This is a genomic window from Pseudomonas sp. 3MAES_34.3B (assembly GCF_058145875.1).
The window spans coordinates 3,396,386-3,415,836 of sequence record NZ_CM176960.1; the positions used below are offsets into that span (position 1 = coordinate 3,396,386).

The 19,451-nt window shown below is 61.4% G+C and carries 12 protein-coding genes and 1 pseudogene; 5 read left to right on the forward strand and 8 right to left on the reverse strand.

What is annotated here, in order from left to right:
- Positions 1-21: 21 nt before the first annotated feature.
- The 5 genes from AC3Z8Y_RS14855 to AC3Z8Y_RS14875 form a co-directional block, all read right to left on the reverse strand.
- The gene (locus AC3Z8Y_RS14855) at positions 22-285 is read right to left on the reverse strand and encodes a helix-turn-helix transcriptional regulator (RefSeq protein ID WP_490086468.1); all 264 of its coding nucleotides are present in this window, start codon (positions 283-285) and stop codon (positions 22-24) included.
- A 166-nt stretch (positions 286-451) separates the two neighbouring features.
- On the reverse strand, positions 452-2,023 hold the full coding sequence (locus tag AC3Z8Y_RS14860) for a calcium-binding protein (RefSeq protein ID WP_490086469.1): 1,572 nt from the start codon (positions 2,021-2,023) through the stop codon (positions 452-454).
- Positions 2,024-2,108: 85 nt separating this feature from the next.
- Positions 2,109-2,453 carry a carboxymuconolactone decarboxylase family protein gene (locus tag AC3Z8Y_RS14865; protein ID WP_490090010.1) on the reverse strand — a complete coding sequence of 115 codons (345 nt, stop codon included), beginning with the start codon at positions 2,451-2,453 and terminating at the stop codon, positions 2,109-2,111.
- Between the two features lie 251 nt (positions 2,454-2,704).
- The gene (locus AC3Z8Y_RS14870) at positions 2,705-3,487 is read right to left on the reverse strand and encodes an alpha/beta fold hydrolase (RefSeq protein WP_490086470.1); all 783 of its coding nucleotides are present in this window, start codon (positions 3,485-3,487) and stop codon (positions 2,705-2,707) included.
- A gap of 122 nt (positions 3,488-3,609) precedes the next feature.
- Complete coding sequence (locus AC3Z8Y_RS14875; protein ID WP_490086471.1) at positions 3,610-5,010, reverse strand: serralysin family metalloprotease; 1,401 nt, start codon at positions 5,008-5,010, stop codon at positions 3,610-3,612.
- A gap of 310 nt (positions 5,011-5,320) precedes the next feature.
- Between AC3Z8Y_RS14875 and AC3Z8Y_RS14880 the strand changes: the two genes are divergently transcribed.
- The 3 genes from AC3Z8Y_RS14880 (at position 5,321) to msrA (ending at position 9,837) form a co-directional block, all read left to right on the forward strand.
- Complete coding sequence (locus AC3Z8Y_RS14880) at positions 5,321-7,054, forward strand: PAS domain-containing hybrid sensor histidine kinase/response regulator (RefSeq protein WP_490086472.1); 1,734 nt, start codon at positions 5,321-5,323, stop codon at positions 7,052-7,054.
- Positions 7,055-7,243: 189 nt separating this feature from the next.
- Positions 7,244-9,265 (forward strand): M10 family metallopeptidase C-terminal domain-containing protein, encoded by a 2,022-nt coding sequence (locus AC3Z8Y_RS14885; RefSeq protein ID WP_490086473.1) that lies wholly within the window; start codon positions 7,244-7,246, stop codon positions 9,263-9,265.
- Positions 9,266-9,330: 65 nt separating this feature from the next.
- A complete protein-coding gene (msrA, locus tag AC3Z8Y_RS14890; RefSeq protein ID WP_490086474.1) occupies positions 9,331-9,837 on the forward strand; it encodes a peptide-methionine (S)-S-oxide reductase MsrA in 507 nt (168 codons plus the stop codon).
- A 55-nt stretch (positions 9,838-9,892) separates the two neighbouring features.
- Here the strand turns inward: msrA and AC3Z8Y_RS14895 are convergent, their stop codons facing one another.
- The 3 genes and pseudogenes from AC3Z8Y_RS14895 to AC3Z8Y_RS14905 form a co-directional block, all read right to left on the reverse strand.
- Positions 9,893-12,403: a M10 family metallopeptidase C-terminal domain-containing protein gene (locus tag AC3Z8Y_RS14895; protein ID WP_490086475.1), complete on the reverse strand. Its 2,511-nt coding sequence runs from the start codon at positions 12,401-12,403 to the stop codon at positions 9,893-9,895.
- A 109-nt stretch (positions 12,404-12,512) separates the two neighbouring features.
- Positions 12,513-13,037, reverse strand: a pseudogene (locus AC3Z8Y_RS14900) (methyl-accepting chemotaxis protein); the annotation flags it as partial.
- 1,088 nt (positions 13,038-14,125) lie between these two features.
- On the reverse strand, positions 14,126-15,571 hold the full coding sequence (locus AC3Z8Y_RS14905) for a purine-cytosine permease family protein (RefSeq protein WP_490086476.1): 1,446 nt from the start codon (positions 15,569-15,571) through the stop codon (positions 14,126-14,128).
- Between the two features lie 322 nt (positions 15,572-15,893).
- Here AC3Z8Y_RS14905 and AC3Z8Y_RS14910 point away from each other — a divergent pair, with 322 nt between their 5' ends.
- Together AC3Z8Y_RS14910 and AC3Z8Y_RS14915 are read left to right on the forward strand one after the other, a co-directional pair.
- The gene (locus AC3Z8Y_RS14910; RefSeq protein WP_490086477.1) at positions 15,894-16,931 is read left to right on the forward strand and encodes an LLM class flavin-dependent oxidoreductase; all 1,038 of its coding nucleotides are present in this window, start codon (positions 15,894-15,896) and stop codon (positions 16,929-16,931) included.
- A 265-nt stretch (positions 16,932-17,196) separates the two neighbouring features.
- Complete coding sequence (locus AC3Z8Y_RS14915; protein ID WP_490086478.1) at positions 17,197-19,428, forward strand: TonB-dependent siderophore receptor; 2,232 nt, start codon at positions 17,197-17,199, stop codon at positions 19,426-19,428.
- Positions 19,429-19,451 lie beyond the last annotated feature (23 nt).

A 19,451-nucleotide genomic window follows, 5' to 3' on the forward strand; every position in this document is an offset into this window, starting at 1 on the left:
CGCTGACCTGCACATCCAAAATCATTCCAAAGCCCCAGAGCGCTGTTCCGCCAGAATGTCTTCAACCGTTCGCTCATGGCCTGTCTTTACCAGCTTCAGGTCGTAGCCAGCGGCTTCCAGCAGGCGGACAAGTGCAGAAACACTCATATCTCCCTTGGCCAAGGTTTCCATGCGAGCTACCGTAGTGCGTGATACCCCTGCTCGGCTGGCCAGGGCATCCTGGCTCAAATGCGCCGTTGCACGAGCCTCTTTAAGCATCGCCGCCACGTCATACAGGGTAGTCATTGTAGCCCCCAAGCATCAAAATCCCGTTATCGCACCCAAAGTGTAGCCCGCGAGCTACAACCTTTCAACGCGACGTGATACTTACCGGTTAAATGTCAATGGGCAACCGACCGACCAGCGTGGGCGGCTTCGGAATTGAAGAAGGGGTAGGCAAGCGTGCCGGAGGTTATCCGGCTACGGCATGTTCGAGAGCTTCGACCCCGAGCACGGTCACCTCCGGCATGGAGGCAGCGTGCGCATCGGGCGTAATGCTCGCCGCGGCGGTGGAGGCGGCGAAGGCAAAGTTGCGATCGCTCAGGTCGTGGGCGAGATCGCCCGCCATGGCAACCTCGAAGCGGTGCCCATTGCCATCGGCGTCGTAGTTCTTGAGGTAGGTGTAGGTGCCTGCGGCGTTCACCTTGATCGCCACCGTGCCATCATGGCCGTTGCCGATACCCGTGAAGCCCAGCGCTGTGAGGTCGATCAGGTCTTCGCCCGGGTTGAAATCCAGTACGCGGTCACTGGCAGCCTTGGTCGCGGTGCGGTAGCTGTCGCCCACCGATGCGAAGCGGAACACGTCGCCATCATCGCCCCCGCTGAGCAGGTCCCGGCCGTGGTTGCCCTGCAGTACGTCTACCCCCGCCAGGCCCTGAATGACTTCGGCGGTGTCCAGGCCAGCGAGCTCATCATCGCCAGGCGAGCCATCAAGGTGGTTTTTGCCGTCCGGGCTGGCGAAGGTGGTATCGAGGGAGCCATCCGAGTTCAGCCGAATCACGCTGTAGTTCGAATCCGTGTCTCCGCCTACGATGATTTTGCCGTAGGCCAGCACCGTAGCTGAGTGTGCAGAGCCGAACTCGCCCAGAACGGGGACGGATACCACGCCACCTGTACCGAAGCTGGCATCGTAGCTGCCGTCGGCATTGAGCCGCACGATGTTCGCCGCATTGTAGTCGTACGAATTCCCGGACAAAACGACCTTGCCGTCGGCTTGCACCGTGATGCCGCCGTCGCCGTAGCTCAGCAGGCTGGAATCAAAAGTGACCATGCCGTCGTGGCCGAAGCGGGTGTCCAGCGAGCCGTCGGTATTCACCCGCATGACCGCATACGGGAACTCGTTCTGGAGCAGATTGCCAGCAACCAGCAGCTGGCCATTGGCAAGCACCCGGACCTGTACAGCGTCGGAGCCCCACTCGACGGGACTGGCAAACGTCAGGTAGCCATGGTTACCAAAGCTCTCGTCAGGCGTACCGTCCGCCTTCAGTTGCACGATATTCAGGTTGTCGCCATCTACCGAGGTCACCAGTACAGCGCCATTCTCCGCCACGCTCACCGCACCATAGCTGCGCCCTATGTCATCGGGGATGCTGGCCTGGGCGTTGGTGTTGAACTCGGCGTCCGGAACGCCAAACGAACTCAGGCGGATAACGTCATAGTTGCCCCCGCCGCCGAAGTAGGGGCTGCTGACCAGGATCGAGCCGTCGGCCTGAACGGCCAGGCTGTATTTTTCATTTTCGAACGACACCTGGGCATCGATCAGCGCCCGGCCATAATCGCCAAAGGTCGGATCAAGGGTGCCATTGGCATTCAGGCGCACCACCGAGTAATCGTAGGTGGTTTCAGAAGCGCCCTTGTGGGCACTGAAACCTGCAACCAACACTTTACCGTCGGCCTGCACGGCCACGCTCTGGTTGAGTTCTTCAGCTCCGGCAACGTCGATCACGGCGCTACCGGGGGCTGTTCTGGAGTAGGTGCCGGTCATGGTTCAACACCTGTGCAGGCCTGGGGCGCTTGAGTGTAGGTGCTATGTGCAGCACGCGCCTCACCGTGAAGCGCAGAGATAACCCCTAGCCTTCTTGCAACGCCTGCCCCACCGCATCCAGCGCACGCACCGAATATACCAACGCGGCGCCGGTGTTCATGGCGATGGCCACACCCAGGGCTTCGGCGATCTCTTCCCGCGTGGCACCCTCCTTTACCGCTTCCGCCGAATGCACGGCTATACAGCCGTCACAGCGAGTGGTTACGGCCACGGCCAGGGAAATGAGTTGACGGGTCTTTGCGTCGAGGTGATTGGTCTTGGCGCCCGCGCCGCTGGCCGTCATATAGCCATTGACCGAGTCCGGAGAGAGCTGCTTCAGCTCGCCAATGCCCGCCATCAACTGCGCCTTGTACTGTTTCCAGTCCATCATGATAAAACCCTCCATCAGGGTTGTATGAGTGCTCATGGCGACGACGTGGGGCTACTGGCGGGATACGTACTGCTGTTGAAGCGTCCGCTCGACGGCCGCGTTTTCAATGTTTGACCAAACGCTCACGATCGTTCGTCCCCCAGAGGTATAGGACACATTTGCACCGAGGGTGAGCCGCTTTGCGTGATCAGCCCGCAACGGGCCGGGGTTTGGGATCGATCCAAACCTGTGGCCCGATACATCGGGCTGCCTCAGCTCGCCTTGGCCGCCGCTTCGATCAGCTTGGCGACCGCGTCAGGGTTGGAGACCATCACCACGTGCGAGGCGCCTTTGACGACTACCGTCTGTTTGGAATGCGCCCGCTCGGCCATGAACTGCATGGCCTGGGGCGGGATATTCTTGTCTTTGTCGCCATAGATCCACCACGACGGGAGGGTTTTCCAGGCGGGTTCGGTGGCGGCTTCGTTGAGCGCCTCCTCGGTGACGGGCCGCTGCGTGGCGGCCATCAGGCGGGCATCCGCTTCGGGCACATCGGCCGCGAACTGGCTGTGGAACTTGCTTTGCTGGATGTACAGGTCTTTGCCGCCGCTCGCCAGCTCAACGGGTTTGGCCAACGCGGGGCCGAGCGTTGCGCCTGGGAATTTCCCGCTGAGCGCCACCGCGCTTTCACCCACCTCCGGTGCAAAGGCGGCAACGTATACCAGCGCTTTGACATTGGCTTGCCCATAGGCGGCTTCGCTGATAACCGGCCCCCCGTAGGAGTGGCCTACCAGCACCACCGGGCTGTCGATGCCCTTGAGCAGGTTGGTGACCGATTCGGCGTCGCCTTTGAGGCTGCGCAACGGGTTGGCGGCGGCAACGACGGTATAGCCGTCTTTTTCCAGCACCTTGATCACGCCATTCCAGCTGCTGGAGCCGGCGAAGGCGCCATGCACCAGCACGATGGTGGGTTTGGCTGCTGGGGCGGCGGCCAGGCACAGGGGCGAAGCAGCCATAGCCGTCGCAACGGCCAGCGCGGTCAATAACCTGTTCATTATTGTGGTATCCCTTTGAAGCCGCGCGACGATTCGCACGAAGCTTCACCCCAGCCTAACGGGCTGAGCGCCGCCGGGATTGCACGGCTGTGCTACGGTCTGGCCGCCTCATCCGCCAACGGCTACACCAGCATGTCACCAGTATGCGCGTCACCCAGGATCTTCAAGAAGAAGTCCGCGGCCTGGTCGCCATCGAAATCAATGGCAAGGCTGGTGCCGTAACCCGCTTCGCGCAGTACCGCCGCCCCGGCGGTGCCGTCCAGGGTCGATGCAAAATGGATGGTATCGCTGCCGTCCACAGGCAGCCCGGAAAGGTCGATACGGTCCTGGCCGCTCACAAAATCCATCAGCCGGTCGGGCGCAGCCTTGGTGGAATCCGCCTCGGTGAAATACACAAAGGTATCGGCGCCAGCGCCACCCCAGAGCTTGTCCGCGCCCTGCTCTCCCGCCAAAAGGTCATTGCCGGCATTGCCCTTGAGCTCGTTCGCGCCTTCGTTGCCGATCAGGTAGTCGTTGCCCGAGCCGCTGAAGGCTTTCTCGATGTTCACACCCTGCGCGATGGACACGTTACCAATCAGCCCGCCTACGTCAGAGAAACCGGTGGGATGAAGGTCAATCCGTTGGTTGGTGTGGTAGCCGGAAAAATCCAGCGTATCCACGCCACCGCCGTCCCAGACCGAAAAAACGACCTTGCTGGCCGCCGAGGTCGCGATCATTTCTTCCCTGTGGGTGTTGGAATGAAAGCCATACACCGTGCCGCCGCTGCGGGTGTCCAGGTTGGCGCCGTACAGTAACTGGACCGAGGCGATGTCATCCATGAGCGGCGCCGAGGCGTAGGCGCCTTTGAAGTTCTGCCCGCTCCCGGTTTCGTCCCAGTAACTCATCACGGTATAGCCAGTGGAGTCCTCGGCGTACTCACCGGAGAAACCGAGTTCGATGTCGTAATCAATCGGGTGAGCAAGGCCCAGGTTGTGGCCAAGTTCGTGCACCAGTACTTGCCGGCCGTAACTGTTTAGCGCGGCCTGGGCATTGTCCTGGTCGCTCGCGCTCACGTGATACCAGGACTCGCCATCATGCTCATCCCCGGTAGGGTAATAGGCAAAGGCGGTCGCACCGTTGGAAGCCGAGTAGTTGGCAAGCGAGAGGTGGGCTTCGCCCCCGCTCGGCGCTTCCTTGAAGGTCAGGTTCGTAACATCTGCCCATGAACGCATGGCGAGGCGAGCTTGCGCTTCCTGGCGGTCGGAAAACGCGCTGAAGTCCCCCAGGCTGGTGTCATAGTTGGCGGGCTGTTCCTGAGTGAAACTGTACGTCAGCGCCACCGTACCGTTATCGTTCGTATCGGCGATGCTGTAGCCATATCGGGTGATTTCCGCAGCCGCCTCGTCCACGGTATAGGAGGGGTAATCGCCATCCCAATCGGCCATCCCCCGATCATATAGATGGGAGTAATCGTCAAGACGTTGGTACGCCTTGCTCGGTTTGGTCAAGTCCAGAGCGGTTGCGGCGCGTTCGGCATCAGACATTGGGGAAACCCCTGTCGGTAGGTATAGCGCGGGTGTTTGGAAAAGGGCCCTGGCCTGCGGCGGTCCTGGCCGGTGAGTTGACGTTGGCACAGGTTATGGCGCTGCGCTGACGGATCTGCCCAATGGCGCGGTTGCGGCGATCGGCGGCCGTGTTGGCCAAGGATAAGTTCAGGGACAGGCTGGGGATCTCACGCGGCGAACGGCGTCGGCTCGCCTGCTGGCCGCGGATTGCATCCCAAGCCCGGGACAGAGGATCACTTGGGTATGAGATACTAGCACCTTGCCTCCCCTCCACACTGAAGAACCGCGCATGTCCTACCGGATCCCCCAAGACTTGCCACTTGATCTGGCCCTCAGCGCCTTGCTCGAGGCTCAGGTACGTGACGGCCATTACGCCACGCTGGCTGATGCCCGGCACGCTGCCTTGAGGCTCATGCAGGGTTCCAATGCCACGGAGCGTGACGTGTTGGCCGAGGCAGAGGCGGAGACGGCACTGCACGACTCTATGGATTTCGCTCGCTTGGCCCTTTCGGCCGTGAGCGGCGTCGGCGTCTGGACGTATGAAGTCTCCAACGACTGTTTCTACTGCGACGCCGGAATCAGCGAGCTGTATGGGATCGACCCGGTGCAAGCCGCGGCGGGCATCAAGCGCCAGGACTTCCTTGCCAATGTTCACACCGACGACCTTCTGGCATTGCGAAAGACCATGGCTGGCGGGCTGGTGGACAGCGGTGACCTTGAACTTGAGTACCGCATTGTTCATCCGGGCGGTGCAATACGCTGGGTACTCTCACGCGGCCATACCTACTTCAGCAGCGCAGGCGAGCCGGTCCGGCGTACGGGCGTTGGTATCGACATGACTGCCCAGCGGCTATTGGAACAACAGCTGAGGCAAAGCCAGAAAATGGAAGCAGTGGGGCAACTCACTGGCGGGCTTGCCCACGACTTCAATAACATGCTGACCGGCGTTATTGGCAGCCTGGGTATGCTGAGGTTGCGGATTAGCCAAAGCCGCCTGGAAGAAACCGAGCGTTACCTAGACGCCGCCCACGGTGCCGCCCGCCGCGCCGCCGCTTTAACGCACCGTTTGTTGGCGTTTTCACGTCGACAAACGTTGGCGCCTACCCCTACTGACGTCACCCTTCTGGCCACAGGCATGCTGGAACTCATTCGAAGCACCGTCGGCCCTTCGGTGCATGTCGAGATCCATAGCGAACCCACTGACTGGTTGAGCCTGGTTGACGCCAATCAGTTGGAAAATGCCCTGCTCAATTTATGTATCAACGCTCGCGATGCGATGGCTTCAGGAGGAAATCTGATCATCTACACTGGAGCGTGTGTGCTGGATGCAAGTGCTGCCACCGACCGAGACCTGCCTGCTGGGGAATACCTGTTCTTGAGCGTCAGTGACAACGGCAGCGGCATGAGTGCTGATGTGATTGCCCACGCATTCGAACCCTTCTTCACCACCAAGCCCATGGGTGAAGGTACCGGGCTTGGGCTTTCGATGATCCACGGGTTCGTTCGCCAAACGGGCGGCAACGTTCATATCGATTCCTCTGTCGGCGTGGGCACCACCATCACTCTTTTGCTTCCTCGGTCCAGTACAACCAGCATCCCCACCGAGATATCCCGCACACCTTTGCAACACACGCTGGGCGAAAAAGACAAGACAGTACTCGTGATCGATGATGACGCCACGGTTCGAATGCTGATCAGCGATGCACTGAAGGATCTGGGATACAACGTTCACGAAGCCGAAAACGGGCCGAGCGGCTTGCAGCTGCTCCAATCCAGCAACGGGATCGATCTGCTGATCACCGACGTCGGCCTGCCAGGCGGCCTCAACGGCCGGCAGGTCGCCGACGCGGCAAGAGGCTTTCGTCCAGGCCTCACTGTGCTGTTTATCACAGGCTACGTGCAGGACGCGTTGAGCTGGGAAAGCATGCTCGAACCCGGCATGCACTTGATGACCAAGCCGTTCCAGATCGACGCGCTCACGAGCCGTGTCGATGGGCTGGTGAGTGACTCCACCCTGCCATGATGGCCCATCGGTGCCAGATAAGGCACCGTTCTCCTCATCACCGGGCGCCAGGATGAACGGGGTATGCCCGTCCCCCTGCACTGACGCCAGCATGAGCTAACCTTTCAGGCCACCTGCTCAAGAACGGTTGCCCGAGCCGACACGCCCGCAGTGGTGCAAACCGCCCGTTAACTGCTGGAGGGAATCGCCATGTCCACTGCTGCCGCTACTACGCTGCAAACCGGTAAAACCACGATCGATGTGCCTGGCCTGGATGATTCCAGCCACAGCGTGGCCGTGCTGCACAATGGGCAGATTCGAATGGTGGGGCTGTCTTCGAACGGTGACCCCGCTGGCTACACCGTTGTACAGCTGAGCGCATCCGGCCTTCTGGACTTTGCCTACAACCAGGACGGTATCGCGCGGCTGCCGACCACCAACACCCTGGGCGACGGCAGCGATTTCACGATGCCCGCCTACGCAAACATTCAAACGAGCCAAATTTCATATCGTGACAATGCCTATCACCTGGACGTGTATTCCCCGGGTGGCCTCCCCAACGAACGGCCCTGGTTGCTTGCAAGCGTTCCTCTTCCATCCGATGGCGCTGTACCGATCGACAGCAGCATTCAGCTTGCGCCTGAGATTCCCAGATTCTATGGCACCACGTTGGCGAGCGCCCGCACCGACACGTCCCTCTACGTGACGCATGTGTTCGGCAACGGTGTTGTCGACGACCAGTTCGGAGTCGATGGCATCGCCACCTACGCCTTACAATCAGGAACGCAGTACGACGGACATACGCCGCTAGCCTTGCAGAGCGATGGCAAACTGCTCGTCGCGGGCTATGACACCAACGGAACTGACTCCGATTTTTCCATCACCCGCTACAACGTCGACGGCACTGTGGATACGAGTTTCGCGGATCACGGTACCGCCACCGTGGACGTTGCTGGCGGCGATGACTTCCCCCACGGCATGGCCATACAAGCGGATGGCAAGGTACTGGTAACCGGCTCAAGCGATACGGGTGCGGGCGACCAGGATTTTGGCGTAGTGCGCTTGAACGCGGACGGCAGCCTGGACAGCACCTTCGCTGACGGAGGGAAAGCCACCTTCGACTTCAATGGCGGGGCGGACAGCGCGCAGACAGTAACGATAGTCGATAGCGATAAAATCCTGCTCACAGGCGGGGCCCTGAATAGCCAGGGGGATTCGGACTTCGCTGCCCTGCAACTCAACACAGATGGCAGCCTGGATACCCACTTCGGCGATTTCGTCGACGGCGTGCACCGCCTCGTCGGCAGCGGGAGCGACGATTTGATAGTAGGCACCGCGGCCGACGAAGTCATTTCCGGGGGCACTGGCAACGACCTGCTCGACGGCGGCGCGGGGCACGATCAATTGCGAGGCGGCACCCAGATCGATGTGTTCCGGTTTTCCGCCGTTGATGACAGCTACCGTACTGCCACAGCAGCCTTCAGCGACCGCATCGTCGACTTTGACCCCAACGAGGATCACCTGGACCTGGCCGGCCTGAACTTCACGGGGCTGGGCGATGGCTACGGCCACACCCTGGCAGTCAGGGAAAACGCCGATGCCAGCCGCACCTACCTCAAAAGCTTCGAGCCAGACGCCCAGGGCCATCGCTTGGAAATCGTGCTCGATGGCGACCTGGCCAGCCAGCTCAACGACAACAACGTACTGTTCAGCCCCCAAGTGCGCCAAGGCACCGATGGGCCGGATTATTTCGGTACCACCGCCGCTACGTCCGAGATGCTGGGAGGGCCGGGCAACGATAATATCTTCGGCAACCTGGGCAATGACACCTTCATTGGCGGCGGCGGTAGCGATCGTTTGTTTGGGTATGCAGGCGCGGATACGTTTCGCTTCACCGCCCTCGAGGACAGCTATCGCACCGACACCGCGAGTTTCAGCGATCGAATCCTGGACTTTAACGTGTACGACGATCAGATCGACGTGTCGGCCTTGGGGTTCACCGGCCTCGGCGACGGGCGCAACGGCACCCTGGCCGTGGTAGTCAGTGCCAACGGCGACGATACCTACCTGAAAAACTATGACGCCAACGCCGACGGCGAGCGCTTTCAGCTGACCCTGGCCGGCGACCTGGGCGCCACGCTGAGTAATGACCAGTTCGTGCTCGCCCAACCGGCCGATGCCCCCGAACCTGCGCTGCTGGGCGTGGGAGCGGATCACCACACGGTTGGATAACTTGGAATCCCCCATTGCGCCCCCATAACGGGATGTACTGATCTTCTCCCAGGGAAATACACACCATGACCAGCCAAACCGAAACCGCCATCCTTGCCGGCGGCTGCTTCTGGGGCATGCAGGACCTGTTGCGCCGCTACCCCGGCGTGCTGCACACGCGGGTGGGCTATACCGGCGGGGATGTTCCGAACGCCACCTACCGCAATCATGGTAACCACGCCGAAGCCATCGAGATCACCTTCGACCCGGCCGTGATCAGTTACCGACAGATCCTCGAGTTTTTCTTCCAGATTCACGACCCGAGCACGCCCAACCGCCAAGGCAACGATCTGGGCCCCAGTTACCGCTCGGCGATCTATTACCTGAGCGAACAGCAGCGCGACATCGCTGAAGATACCGCCGCAGACGTGGACGCCTCCAAATTATGGCCTGGCCGTGTGGTGACTGAAATCGAACCGGCAGGGCCGTTCTGGGAGGCGGAGCCCGAGCACCAGGATTACCTGGAAAGGATACCCAACGGCTACACCTGCCACTTCATCCGGCCCAACTGGAAGCTGCCCAAGCGCGGCTAAGGTGCGTTAGCCGGGGGGCGGCTTCAGGTCGGGGGCCTGGTCGTCACGCCGGCCCCTACAGGCTTATCCCCGCGTCGCCGCCCAACAGCCCTAACGGCTCAGCCTGGGGCGTGATCAGTAGGTTATCCCCATCAAATGCGTCCAGCAGGTTCCCGACCATTCTCACTTGAAACCGCTGGCCCTGGGCGTCGCCGTCCAGGTCGCTCAGGTAGGTGCGGTCCAGGCGTTCGTTGTAGCTAACCTTCAGCGTGCCGTCGTGGCCATCGCCCAGGCCGGTGAAATCCAATAGCCTGAGGTCGATCCTGTCCCGGTATACCGAGGAATCGGTGAGGGTATCCACCGTATTGCCTTGATCGGAGCGGGAGCTTTCACTGACGGTGGTGTAGCGGTAAAAGTCCATGCCCGAGCCGCCAGTCAACCGGTCCGCGCCGGTGCCGCCCACGAGCAGGTCGTTGCCGGTACCGCCATCAAGCCGATCGTTGCCACCCGCGCCTCGCAACGTATCGTTGCCCGACAGCCCCTTGAGGTAATCCGAGCCGGCCAGCCCACGATAGTCGTCTGCCTCGGTAGGCAAGGTGCGATACACCTGGGTGCCTTGCGGGTGCGCCCAGATGATGTTCGCACCAGCCAGCCCTTCACTGTAATCGCCCAACAACTGCAGCTCGAAATGGTCGCCGTTACGGTCTTCGATCAAGGACTTGAGAATGGTGCGGGTACCCGCGGCGTTCACGGTCAGCTTCAAGGTGCCGCCCAAGCCATCTCCCAGCTCGAAAAAGCCCAGCGCGGACACATCGATCATGTCCCCCTCCGAGCCGTCGAAATCGGTGAGCACATCGCGCCGCGGATCATTGCTGACCGTGGCGTCACGCAGGCTGTCGCTCAATTGGGTATACACGAAGAGGTCCGCGCCCTCCCCGCCCGTCAATTGATCGCCGTCCGCGCCCCCTACCAACAGGTCATCGCCGTCATTGCCGAAGAGCACGTCGTTCTTCTCCCTGCCGTACAACGTCTCAGCGGCAAGGGTGCCGTGCAGGCTGTCCGAGCCCTGGCGGCCATTGATGGCCTGCTGGAAGCTCGCATCGGTCAGGCTGCGGCTGTCCCCTTCCAGCATCAGTTCGAACTGATTGCCTTGGCTATCGGGGTCCAGACTGCTGAAATAGGTCACATCATTGTCGAGGTCATAGGTCACCTTCAAGGTGCCGAAATGCCCATTGCCCACGCCTTTGTAGCCAAGCTCGGTGAGGTCGAAGCGGTCCTGCCCGTAGGCGAAGTCGATGATCAGATCCGCCTGGCTACCGCTCGCGTTACGGTAGCTGTCGCTGGTGGCCAGATAACGGAACACATCGTTGCCGGTGCCACCGGCCAAGCGGTCACTGCCGCGGCCGCCGATCAGCACGTCGTCATTGTTGTCGCCGCTGAGGCGGTCATTGCCGTCGTTGCCAAACATCACATCCCGCGCCAGGGTGCCGGTGAGCGCGTCGGCGCTGCCTGTGCCAAAGGTAAACGCGTACTCACGGTTGCCCAGGGAAACGCTATGGGCGCCCTGTACGGTCACGTTATCGACCATTTGGCTGATCACATTGTCGATCACGCGGTTGTAGTCACCGGCATTGGGCGCTTCGACGATCCCCCGCTGACCGGGGTGCTCCCCGGTTACAAGGTTGCCGCGCACCGTCACGTCCCTTGCGAAACGTTGCGGCGCGGCATCAAGCCAGATCTCCGCCGTTGCGCCGGCCAGGGCGTTGCCATGCAGCGTGTTGTAGGCAATCTCCCCTTCGCGCCCGCCGGCGCTATGAATGCCATAACCGGCGTTGCCGTAGATCTCCAACCCCTTCACGCTGAAGCCGTCAACGGCGTTGATGCCAACACCGTTGCCACCGTTGCTGTGGGTGATGCCACCGTCCACGGTTGCCTGTTGATCGCTTAGTGGTTGCTCGACCAGGCGAATGCCATCACCGCCATTGCGCGAGGCTTCGCTGTCCTGCAGCCGCACATTGCCGCCAAGGCTGTAGCCCGCGCCGAGGTTCAGGTACGACGTGTTGTCCTGGAGCAGGGCTACCGCGGCGGTATCGGCCGCGATCCCATCCAGGCCATTCTGACGCGCCACGCAGTTGCGCACTGTTACCTGTCCTTGTGCGCTGCGCAGGTCAATCCCGTAACCGGAGCCGCCCACCGCCTCTACGGCGTCCAGCAGCAAGTTGGTGGTGCCATTGGTGCTCCAACACTCGGACACACCCCTATCACCTCGCCCGTTCCCATCGAGGGTGAGGCGATTGATTTCCAGGTTGTCCCCCGCACCACGCAGCAGCCCGGTCACCAAGTCGTTGCTGTCGTCCAGCTTGATCACAGTCAAGCCCATGCCCGCGCCGTCCAGCGCCACGTTGGCCTTGAGCAACAGGCCGGTGTGATCGCTGCCAGGGCTGATGCGGTACGTGCCAGCCGGCAGGATCACTCGCCCGCCCCCCAACGCAGCAGCGGCATCGATCGCCGCCTGCACTGCCAAGGTGTCGTCCGTTACCCCGTCGCCGGTGGCGCCGAAGTCCTTCACATCAAATAGCGTAGCCATGGCTACCTCCCAACCGCGAACGTTCGCAATGGGTGGGTACGGCAGGTAGAACGGCGCGGTGGGATAAGGCTAGCAGGTGAAGGGATAAGCGTACCTGGCGCGCCGTGGGCTACGGCCTGGCTTCGAAGTGCCCGCTCAGGCTCACCAGCCGCTGAGTGGCCTGGCCAAGCAGGCCTGAGCTGCCTTCCAGCACACCGGCTTCCTGAACATTGCCCTTGGCAACCTCTTGCAACTGCTCAAGGTGCTCGCTCACCTCACTGCTGTTGGAGGATTGAATCTGCGTGCTGGCGGCGATCTGCAGGTTCATGGCACTGATCTGCGCGATTTCCCCAGCGACCTGGCGAAGCAGCCCTGCCGCTTGCTGGCTGCCGGCCACACAGCGCTCTACGCTTTGCCGGCTATGCCCCATGGCCGCAGTGGCCTGGGCGGTGCTTTGCTGCAAGCGCTCGATCAGCGCGTTCACATCCGAAGTAGAGCGGGCTGTGCGCTGGGCGAGGTTGCGCACCTCATCCGCGACCACTGCAAACCCTCTGCCTTGATCGCCGGCCCGGGCGGCTTCGATGGCGGCGTTGAGGGCCAGAAGATTGGTTTGCTCGGCGATCCCGCGGATAACCTCCAGCACCTGGCCGATTTCATTCGACGCCTCGGTGAGCACCTGCATGTCGCGGTCCGCTACATCAATATTGCGAGCAAGCGTGCCCACTTCCTCACGAATGGCTTCTACCGCCGCGGTACTTTCCCGGGAGCGGTCATTGATCGCCAAGGCCACCACCGACGCCTGGTTGGCGCAGCTTGCCACCTCTGAAATGGAGCCCGCCAGGGTGCCTATGGCGCCATTCATTCGTTCGGCCACATCCATCTGGCGACCAGCGCCACTGCGAATCACCGTTGTCACAGAGCTCAGGCTACCGCTCATTTTGCCTAGCGTTTCGGCTTCATCGATAAGCTCGCTGACCATCAGTTCCAGCTGGTCGAGGAAGGCGTGGAAGCGCGAAATGACGGGGCCGCGGGTCTGGCTGCGATAACTCAGGGCCATCTTCCCGTGGTTGGTATCCAAATGGCTGACGATGTCCAGCAATGCATCGCCTTCACGTGCTTCGGCCTGGCTGCGTATAGCCATGTAAACCAAAATGCTGCTTTCCACCACGACGTAGGCGGCATGCAGCAACACGATGCTCAAGTGGTGATGAGGCGTTACATGGACGCCGGCGAGGTGCTGTTGAAGGAAGAAAAACAGAAGGTGATGGGTCGCGATGGTGCCGGCTGCCACTACGATCGGGAGCCAGTCGCGGTAAAACACCAGAAAAGCCAGCAGAACGAAAATGCCGAAATGCAGCTCGGTTATCCCTTCGCTCTGGTTGATGTGCAGGGCCGCGAGCATCATGAAGCCAACGCCCATGGCACAACGCAACACCCGCGAACCTGGCATAAGCTGGCGCAAAACCGTTAACAAAAGGGCGGTAGAGCCGCCCACGGCCAGGGCCTGGCCCCAGGTGCCGTTAGCCATGCCCAGCCCCAGCGCCGCGGCGAACATCAGCCACACAACGGCCAGCATGATGGTGTCCGCTTTACGGTAGTGCTGTTCAAGGTGGGTCAAGGACCGGCTCATAAAATGCCCTATACAGAAAGAATGCGGACGGATTGGCTCCTCGTCCATTGCCTTTCTGGTATCGGCGCCGCCCCTTGCAAATTTAACCCGCCGGAACGTTTCCGCCGAACGGCCTAGCCCTGCGGCCATACCCTATCCGCGCCAGATGCGTCGCCGGTACCTTGCGCTTGCATCGCCTCGCGCCGGGCCTTGACCGTCGCCTGGTCGTACGCCAGCCAGAAGTACAGCGGGCAGGTCACCGCTATCCCGACCACCCAGGACAAATCCGCACCCGGCACCAGGTTCGCATAGGGCCCTACGAACAGCGCCGTGTTGGCGAACGGCAGCTGGGCCATGATGCCAACGGCGTAGGCACCAATTGCGTGGCCGTCGAAGCGCCCATACAGGCCGCCATCGGCACGGAACAGTGACGGTACGTCGTACAGGCCGTACTTGATCAAGTAGAAGTCGATCAGGTTGATGGACGCCCACGGCACCAGAATCAATAGCAGCGCCAGGATCAAACCAATGAAGCGGCCAATGAAATCCGCCGACGCACCTAGCGCCGTGAAGCAACAGGCCGCAAGCACCACAGCTGATAGCAGCACCTTTACTTTTACCGTGAGCGTCCACCCGGCGGCGAAGGTCTGGATCGAGGTGATGATCGACAGTACCGCGCCGTAGAGGTTGAGGGCGTTGTGGCTGATGATGTTGAGCAGGAACAGCACCATCAGTACCGGGCCAAGGGCACCGGTGGCCTGCTCCACCGCCTGCATGGCTTCGGTGCCGGGGGCGCTTGCCAGCACCACTACAGCGCCGAAGCTGAACGACAGGATGGTGCCCAGGGTTGCACCCAGGTAGGTGGCGATAAAGGGCTTCCATACCCCCACCGATGGCGGCAGGTAACGTGAGTAGTCACTGGTGTAAGGGGAAAAACTGATCTGCCAGATTACCCCCAAGGATAGCGTGGCAATGAACCCGCTGAGGTTGAAGGCACCGCGGCTGAGGAAGTCGGCCGGCAGCGGCTGGGTCAGCACCATGGCGAAACCGGCCAGCAGCGCCAGGCCCATTACCCAGGTGCCCAGGCGGTTCAAGCCGTGAATGAAGCGGTAGCCGAGCACGCCGATCACGGTTGCCGCCAACGCACCCAGGAGAATGCCGCCTTCGAGCGGCACCGATGGCGCCAGGCTGTGGATGGACTTGCCGGCCAACACGATATTGGAAATGAAGAACCCCACGTAGATCAGCGCAGTGACGCACACGATCAACAGCGCGCCATAACGGCCGAACTGGCCACGGCTCTGCACCATTTGAGGAATGCCCAGCCTTGGCCCCTGAGCTGACGCCAAGGCAATCACGACGCCGCCAAGGGCATTGCCCAGCACGATGGCGAGCAACCCCCAGAGCAGGTTCAGGTGGAATACCTGGATCACCATGGCGCCGGTCACGATAGGTAGCGGTGCAATGTTGGTGCTGAACCAGAGGGTGAAGAGGTCGCGCACGCTGCCGTGGCGAGCACTGAGCGGCACCTGATCGACCGTGTGGTTTTCGATCAAGGCAGAGCGGGTCTGTTCAGACATGCGGGGGTCTCGTGTTTGTCTGTTGTTGTAGTTGTATGAAGCCAAACCGGGAGAACCGCAGGCGGCCTCCGACGAAACACACCGTATTATGGTATTCCACAAATCTCAAGCCTCCTCGCTACCTCCGATTTCTGCTTAGCGTATGAAATAGAGCACAAGACGCGGTGCAGGCACCGCAGACCGCCGCCGAGCGCCACCTGTCGACTCGAAACATCTTGCGATCATGCGTATTATGGTATACCAATATGTAACGGTTCGAATCCACACGGTGCCCGCCCTTGTCGCCACAGCGGGCACCCACAACAAGCACAGGTAGGCCGAGATGAAATTTTCGCTGTTCGTACACATGGAACGCTGGGATGAGCAGGTCAGCCATCGTCAACTGTTCGAAGACCTGACCGAACTCACCCTGATGGCTGAGGCCGGAGGGTTCAGCACCGTGTGGATCGGGGAGCACCATGCGATGGAGTACACCATCTCCCCTAGCCCGATGCCGCTGCTGGCCTACCTGGCGGCACGTACCACAACCATTCGCCTGGGGGCCGGCACCATCATCGCGCCCTTCTGGCACCCGCTGCGGGTGGCCGGTGAATGCGCCCTGCTTGACGTGATCAGCAACGGCCGCATGGAAGTGGGCCTGGCCCGCGGCGCCTATCAGGTGGAATTCGACCGCATGGCCGGCGGCATGCCTGCCTCCAGCGGCGGCAACGCCCTGCGTGAGATGGTCCCGGTGGTGCGTAAGCTGTGGGAGGGTGACTACGCCCATGACGGTGAGATCTGGAAATTCCCGGTGTCCACCAGCGTGCCCAAGCCGATCAACACCCCACCCATCTGGATCGCCGCGCGGGACCCGGATTCCCACAACTTCGCGGTCAAGCACGGCTGCAATGTGATGGTCACGCCACTGATGAAGGGCGATGAAGAAGTGGTAGACCTGAAGAACAAGTTCGAGGCTGCCTTGGCCAACAACCCTGACGTTCCCAGGCCGCAGCTGATGGTGCTGCGCCACACCCACGTGCATGCCGAGGACGATCCTGAAGGCTGGCAGGTGGGCGCCAAGGCTATCTCGCGCTTTTATCGCACCTTCGATGCCTGGTTTGGCAACAAGGAAGCGCCGGTCAATGGCTTCCTCCAGCCCAGCCCGGAATCCAAGTTCGCCGAGCGCCCGGAATTCCAGCTGGAGAGCATCCGCAAGAACACCATGATCGGCACACCAAGCGAGGTGATCGAGCGTATTCGCTATTACCAGGAACTGGGCGTGGATGAATTCAGTTTCTGGTGCGACAACAGCCTGCCCCATGCCGAGAAGAAGAAATCGCTGGCGCTGTTTATCGAGCAGGTGGTGCCAGCGTTTCGATAATTAGCAGGGTTGAGTTGCGGAGTGTGGGCCCGGGTAGCCTCGGGCCAGCTATCAACAGCGGATATTTTTCAAGCCCTCTAGAACAGGCTTTTCAGAGGGAATGGTTACGCTTTATTTCAAAGTTGTACGTAAATGTATATTTTGTAAATAACATTTACTATCATTTGCGAACAATTGACATTGGCCCGCGCCACGGTAGTGGCCGTGTGCAATCTTGTCGCCCCGGCCGCTCCTGTGTTCCACCTCATCACATGGAGCGATGCCGATGCACCCTGCCTTCAAACCCCGCCACTTGTCCCTCGCGCTGCTGGCCTTCACGGCCCCGCTGCAAGCCGCCGAAGACACTGAAAAGCGTGACGGCACGGTGCTCAGCGCCCCCGCCCCTGTAGAACTCGAAGCCACGTTGGTCACAGCCGAACAGGAACTGCGCCAAGCCCCCGGTGTTTCGATCATCACCAGCGAGGACATCAAGAAGCGGCCACCGGTCAATGACATTTCGGACCTTGTGCGGCGCATGCCTGGCGTGAACCTTACCGGCAACAGCGCCAGCGGCCAGTACGGCAACAACCGGCAGATCGACCTTCGTGGCATGGGCCCGGAAAACACGCTGATCCTGATCGATGGCAAGCCCGTTACCTCGCGCAACTCGGTGCGCATGGGCCGCAGCGGCGAGCGTAATACCCGTGGCGACAGCAACTGGGTACCGGTGGAAGCGATCGAGCGCATCGAAGTACTGCGGGGCCCGGCGGCGTCCCGCTATGGCTCTGGCGCGGCGGGGGGCGTGGTCAACATCATCACCAAGGCGCCCACGGCCAAGCACACCGGTTCGGTGACCACCTATTTCAACCAGCCTGAACACAGCGACGAAGGCGCGACGAAGCGCATCGGCTTCAATGCCGCTGGGCCGCTCGCGGACCGGTTTTCTTACCGCGTGTACGGCAACTTCAACAAGACCGACGCCGACGACCTGGCCCTCAACCAGAACTATGCGGCCAGCGCCACCGCCACGCCGCCAGCCGGGCGGGAAGGCGTGCGCAACAAAGACATCGACGGCCTGCTGCGCTGGGACCTGGACCCGCGGCAAACCCTTGAACTGGAAGCTGGCTACAGCCGCCAGGGCAACATCTACGCCGGCGACCGCGCAGTGAACAGCGGCGGCAGTGCGCTGCTGACGGATCTGGCTAACAGCGGCGCAGAAACCAACGTGATGTACCGCCAGAGCGGCTCGGTCACGCACCGTGGGGACTGGGATTTCGGTACCTCGCAAGTGGTGGCATCCTTCGAAAACACGCGCAACAGGCGCCTCAATGAAGGGCTGGCCGGGGGCCCGGAGGGCAGCATCGGCGATGCGAGCAGCCGTTCCACGTCCGAGCTGAACCATTACCGCTTCGCCGGCGAGCTGAACATTCGTGTGGAATGGGGCTTCACCCAGGTAGTCACCTTGGGCACCGAGGCTACCCGCGACACGCTCGATGACCCCTACTCCAACTCCCAGGCGCTGAACGGTGGCGCGATCCCGGGCATCTCGGCCAACCGCTCCGGCGAAAGCGACGCGCACAACTACGCGCTTTTCATGGAAGACAACATCGAGCTGAGCTCACGCTGGACACTCACCCCCGGGGTGCGCTTCGACCGCCAGAGCGACTTTGGCGGCAACTGGAGCCCCAGCCTGAACAGCGCCTACAAACTCACCGATACCGTCACCCTCAAAGCCGGTATCGCCCGCGCGTTCAAGGCCCCCAACCTTTACCAAAGCAACCCCAACTACCTGTATTACACCCGGGGCACGGGTTGCCCGGTTACCGCGCCCAACCTGGGCAGTGGTTGCTACGTGCTGGGCAATGACCACCTCGACGCCGAAACCAGCCTGAACAAGGAAGTAGGCGTGGCCTTTGCCGACAACGGCTGGGTGGCGGGGCTGACGTATTTCCATAACGACTACAAAAACAAGATCGTCGCTGGCATGGACGAGATCGCGCAAACCAGCATTCGCGGCCGCGTATTCCAATGGGAAAACGCACCCAAGGCAGTGGTCGCGGGCTGGGAAGGCAACCTTACCGTGCCCCTGCTGGGCAATGCCGGCGACGTGCTGAGCTGGACCACCAACGTCACCTACATGGTCGAGAACCATAACAAGGTCACCAACGAGCCGCTGTCGGTGATACCCGAATACACCATCAACTCGATGCTGGATTGGGCCGCCACCGAGAGCCTGGACCTGTCCCTCAACATGACCCACTACAGCGAGCAGGAGCCGCGCAGCTTGACCGGTACCGGGGCCACCGCCGCCGGCGCTGCCCTGGAGAAACGTGGCGCCTACACGTTGTTCGGCACCACCGCCAACTACCGCTTGAGCAAAACCTGGAGCGTGACGGCGGGTGTGAACAATCTCTTCGACAAGCGCCTGTTCCGCGAAGACAACTCCGGCAATGCTGGCGCGGCGACCTACAACGAACCGGGCCGCGCGTACTTCGCTTCGGTGACCGCGCAGTTCTGACCGAAGCCGGCCTGCCCCGCCGC

Bases quoted from the DNA above. Each gene is read 5' to 3' on its own strand.
- AC3Z8Y_RS14860 (WP_490086469.1), bottom strand. From the start codon at position 2,023: ATGACCGGCACCTACTCCAGAACAGCCCCCGGTAGCGCCGTGATCGAC.
- AC3Z8Y_RS14870 (WP_490086470.1), bottom strand. From the start codon at position 3,487: ATGAACAGGTTATTGACCGCGCTGGCCGTTGCGACGGCTATGGCTGCT.
- AC3Z8Y_RS14880 (WP_490086472.1), top strand. From the start codon at position 5,321: ATGTCCTACCGGATCCCCCAAGACTTGCCACTTGATCTGGCCCTCAGC.
- AC3Z8Y_RS14875 (WP_490086471.1), bottom strand. From the start codon at position 5,010: ATGTCTGATGCCGAACGCGCCGCAACCGCTCTGGACTTGACCAAACCG.
- AC3Z8Y_RS14910 (WP_490086477.1), top strand. From the start codon at position 15,894: ATGAAATTTTCGCTGTTCGTACACATGGAACGCTGGGATGAGCAGGTC.
- AC3Z8Y_RS14915 (WP_490086478.1), top strand. From the start codon at position 17,197: ATGCACCCTGCCTTCAAACCCCGCCACTTGTCCCTCGCGCTGCTGGCC.
- AC3Z8Y_RS14855 (WP_490086468.1), bottom strand. From the start codon at position 285: ATGACTACCCTGTATGACGTGGCGGCGATGCTTAAAGAGGCTCGTGCA.
- AC3Z8Y_RS14895 (WP_490086475.1), bottom strand. From the start codon at position 12,403: ATGGCTACGCTATTTGATGTGAAGGACTTCGGCGCCACCGGCGACGGG.
- msrA (WP_490086474.1), top strand. From the start codon at position 9,331: ATGACCAGCCAAACCGAAACCGCCATCCTTGCCGGCGGCTGCTTCTGG.
- AC3Z8Y_RS14865 (WP_490090010.1), bottom strand. From the start codon at position 2,453: ATGATGGACTGGAAACAGTACAAGGCGCAGTTGATGGCGGGCATTGGC.
- AC3Z8Y_RS14885 (WP_490086473.1), top strand. From the start codon at position 7,244: ATGTCCACTGCTGCCGCTACTACGCTGCAAACCGGTAAAACCACGATC.
- AC3Z8Y_RS14905 (WP_490086476.1), bottom strand. From the start codon at position 15,571: ATGTCTGAACAGACCCGCTCTGCCTTGATCGAAAACCACACGGTCGAT.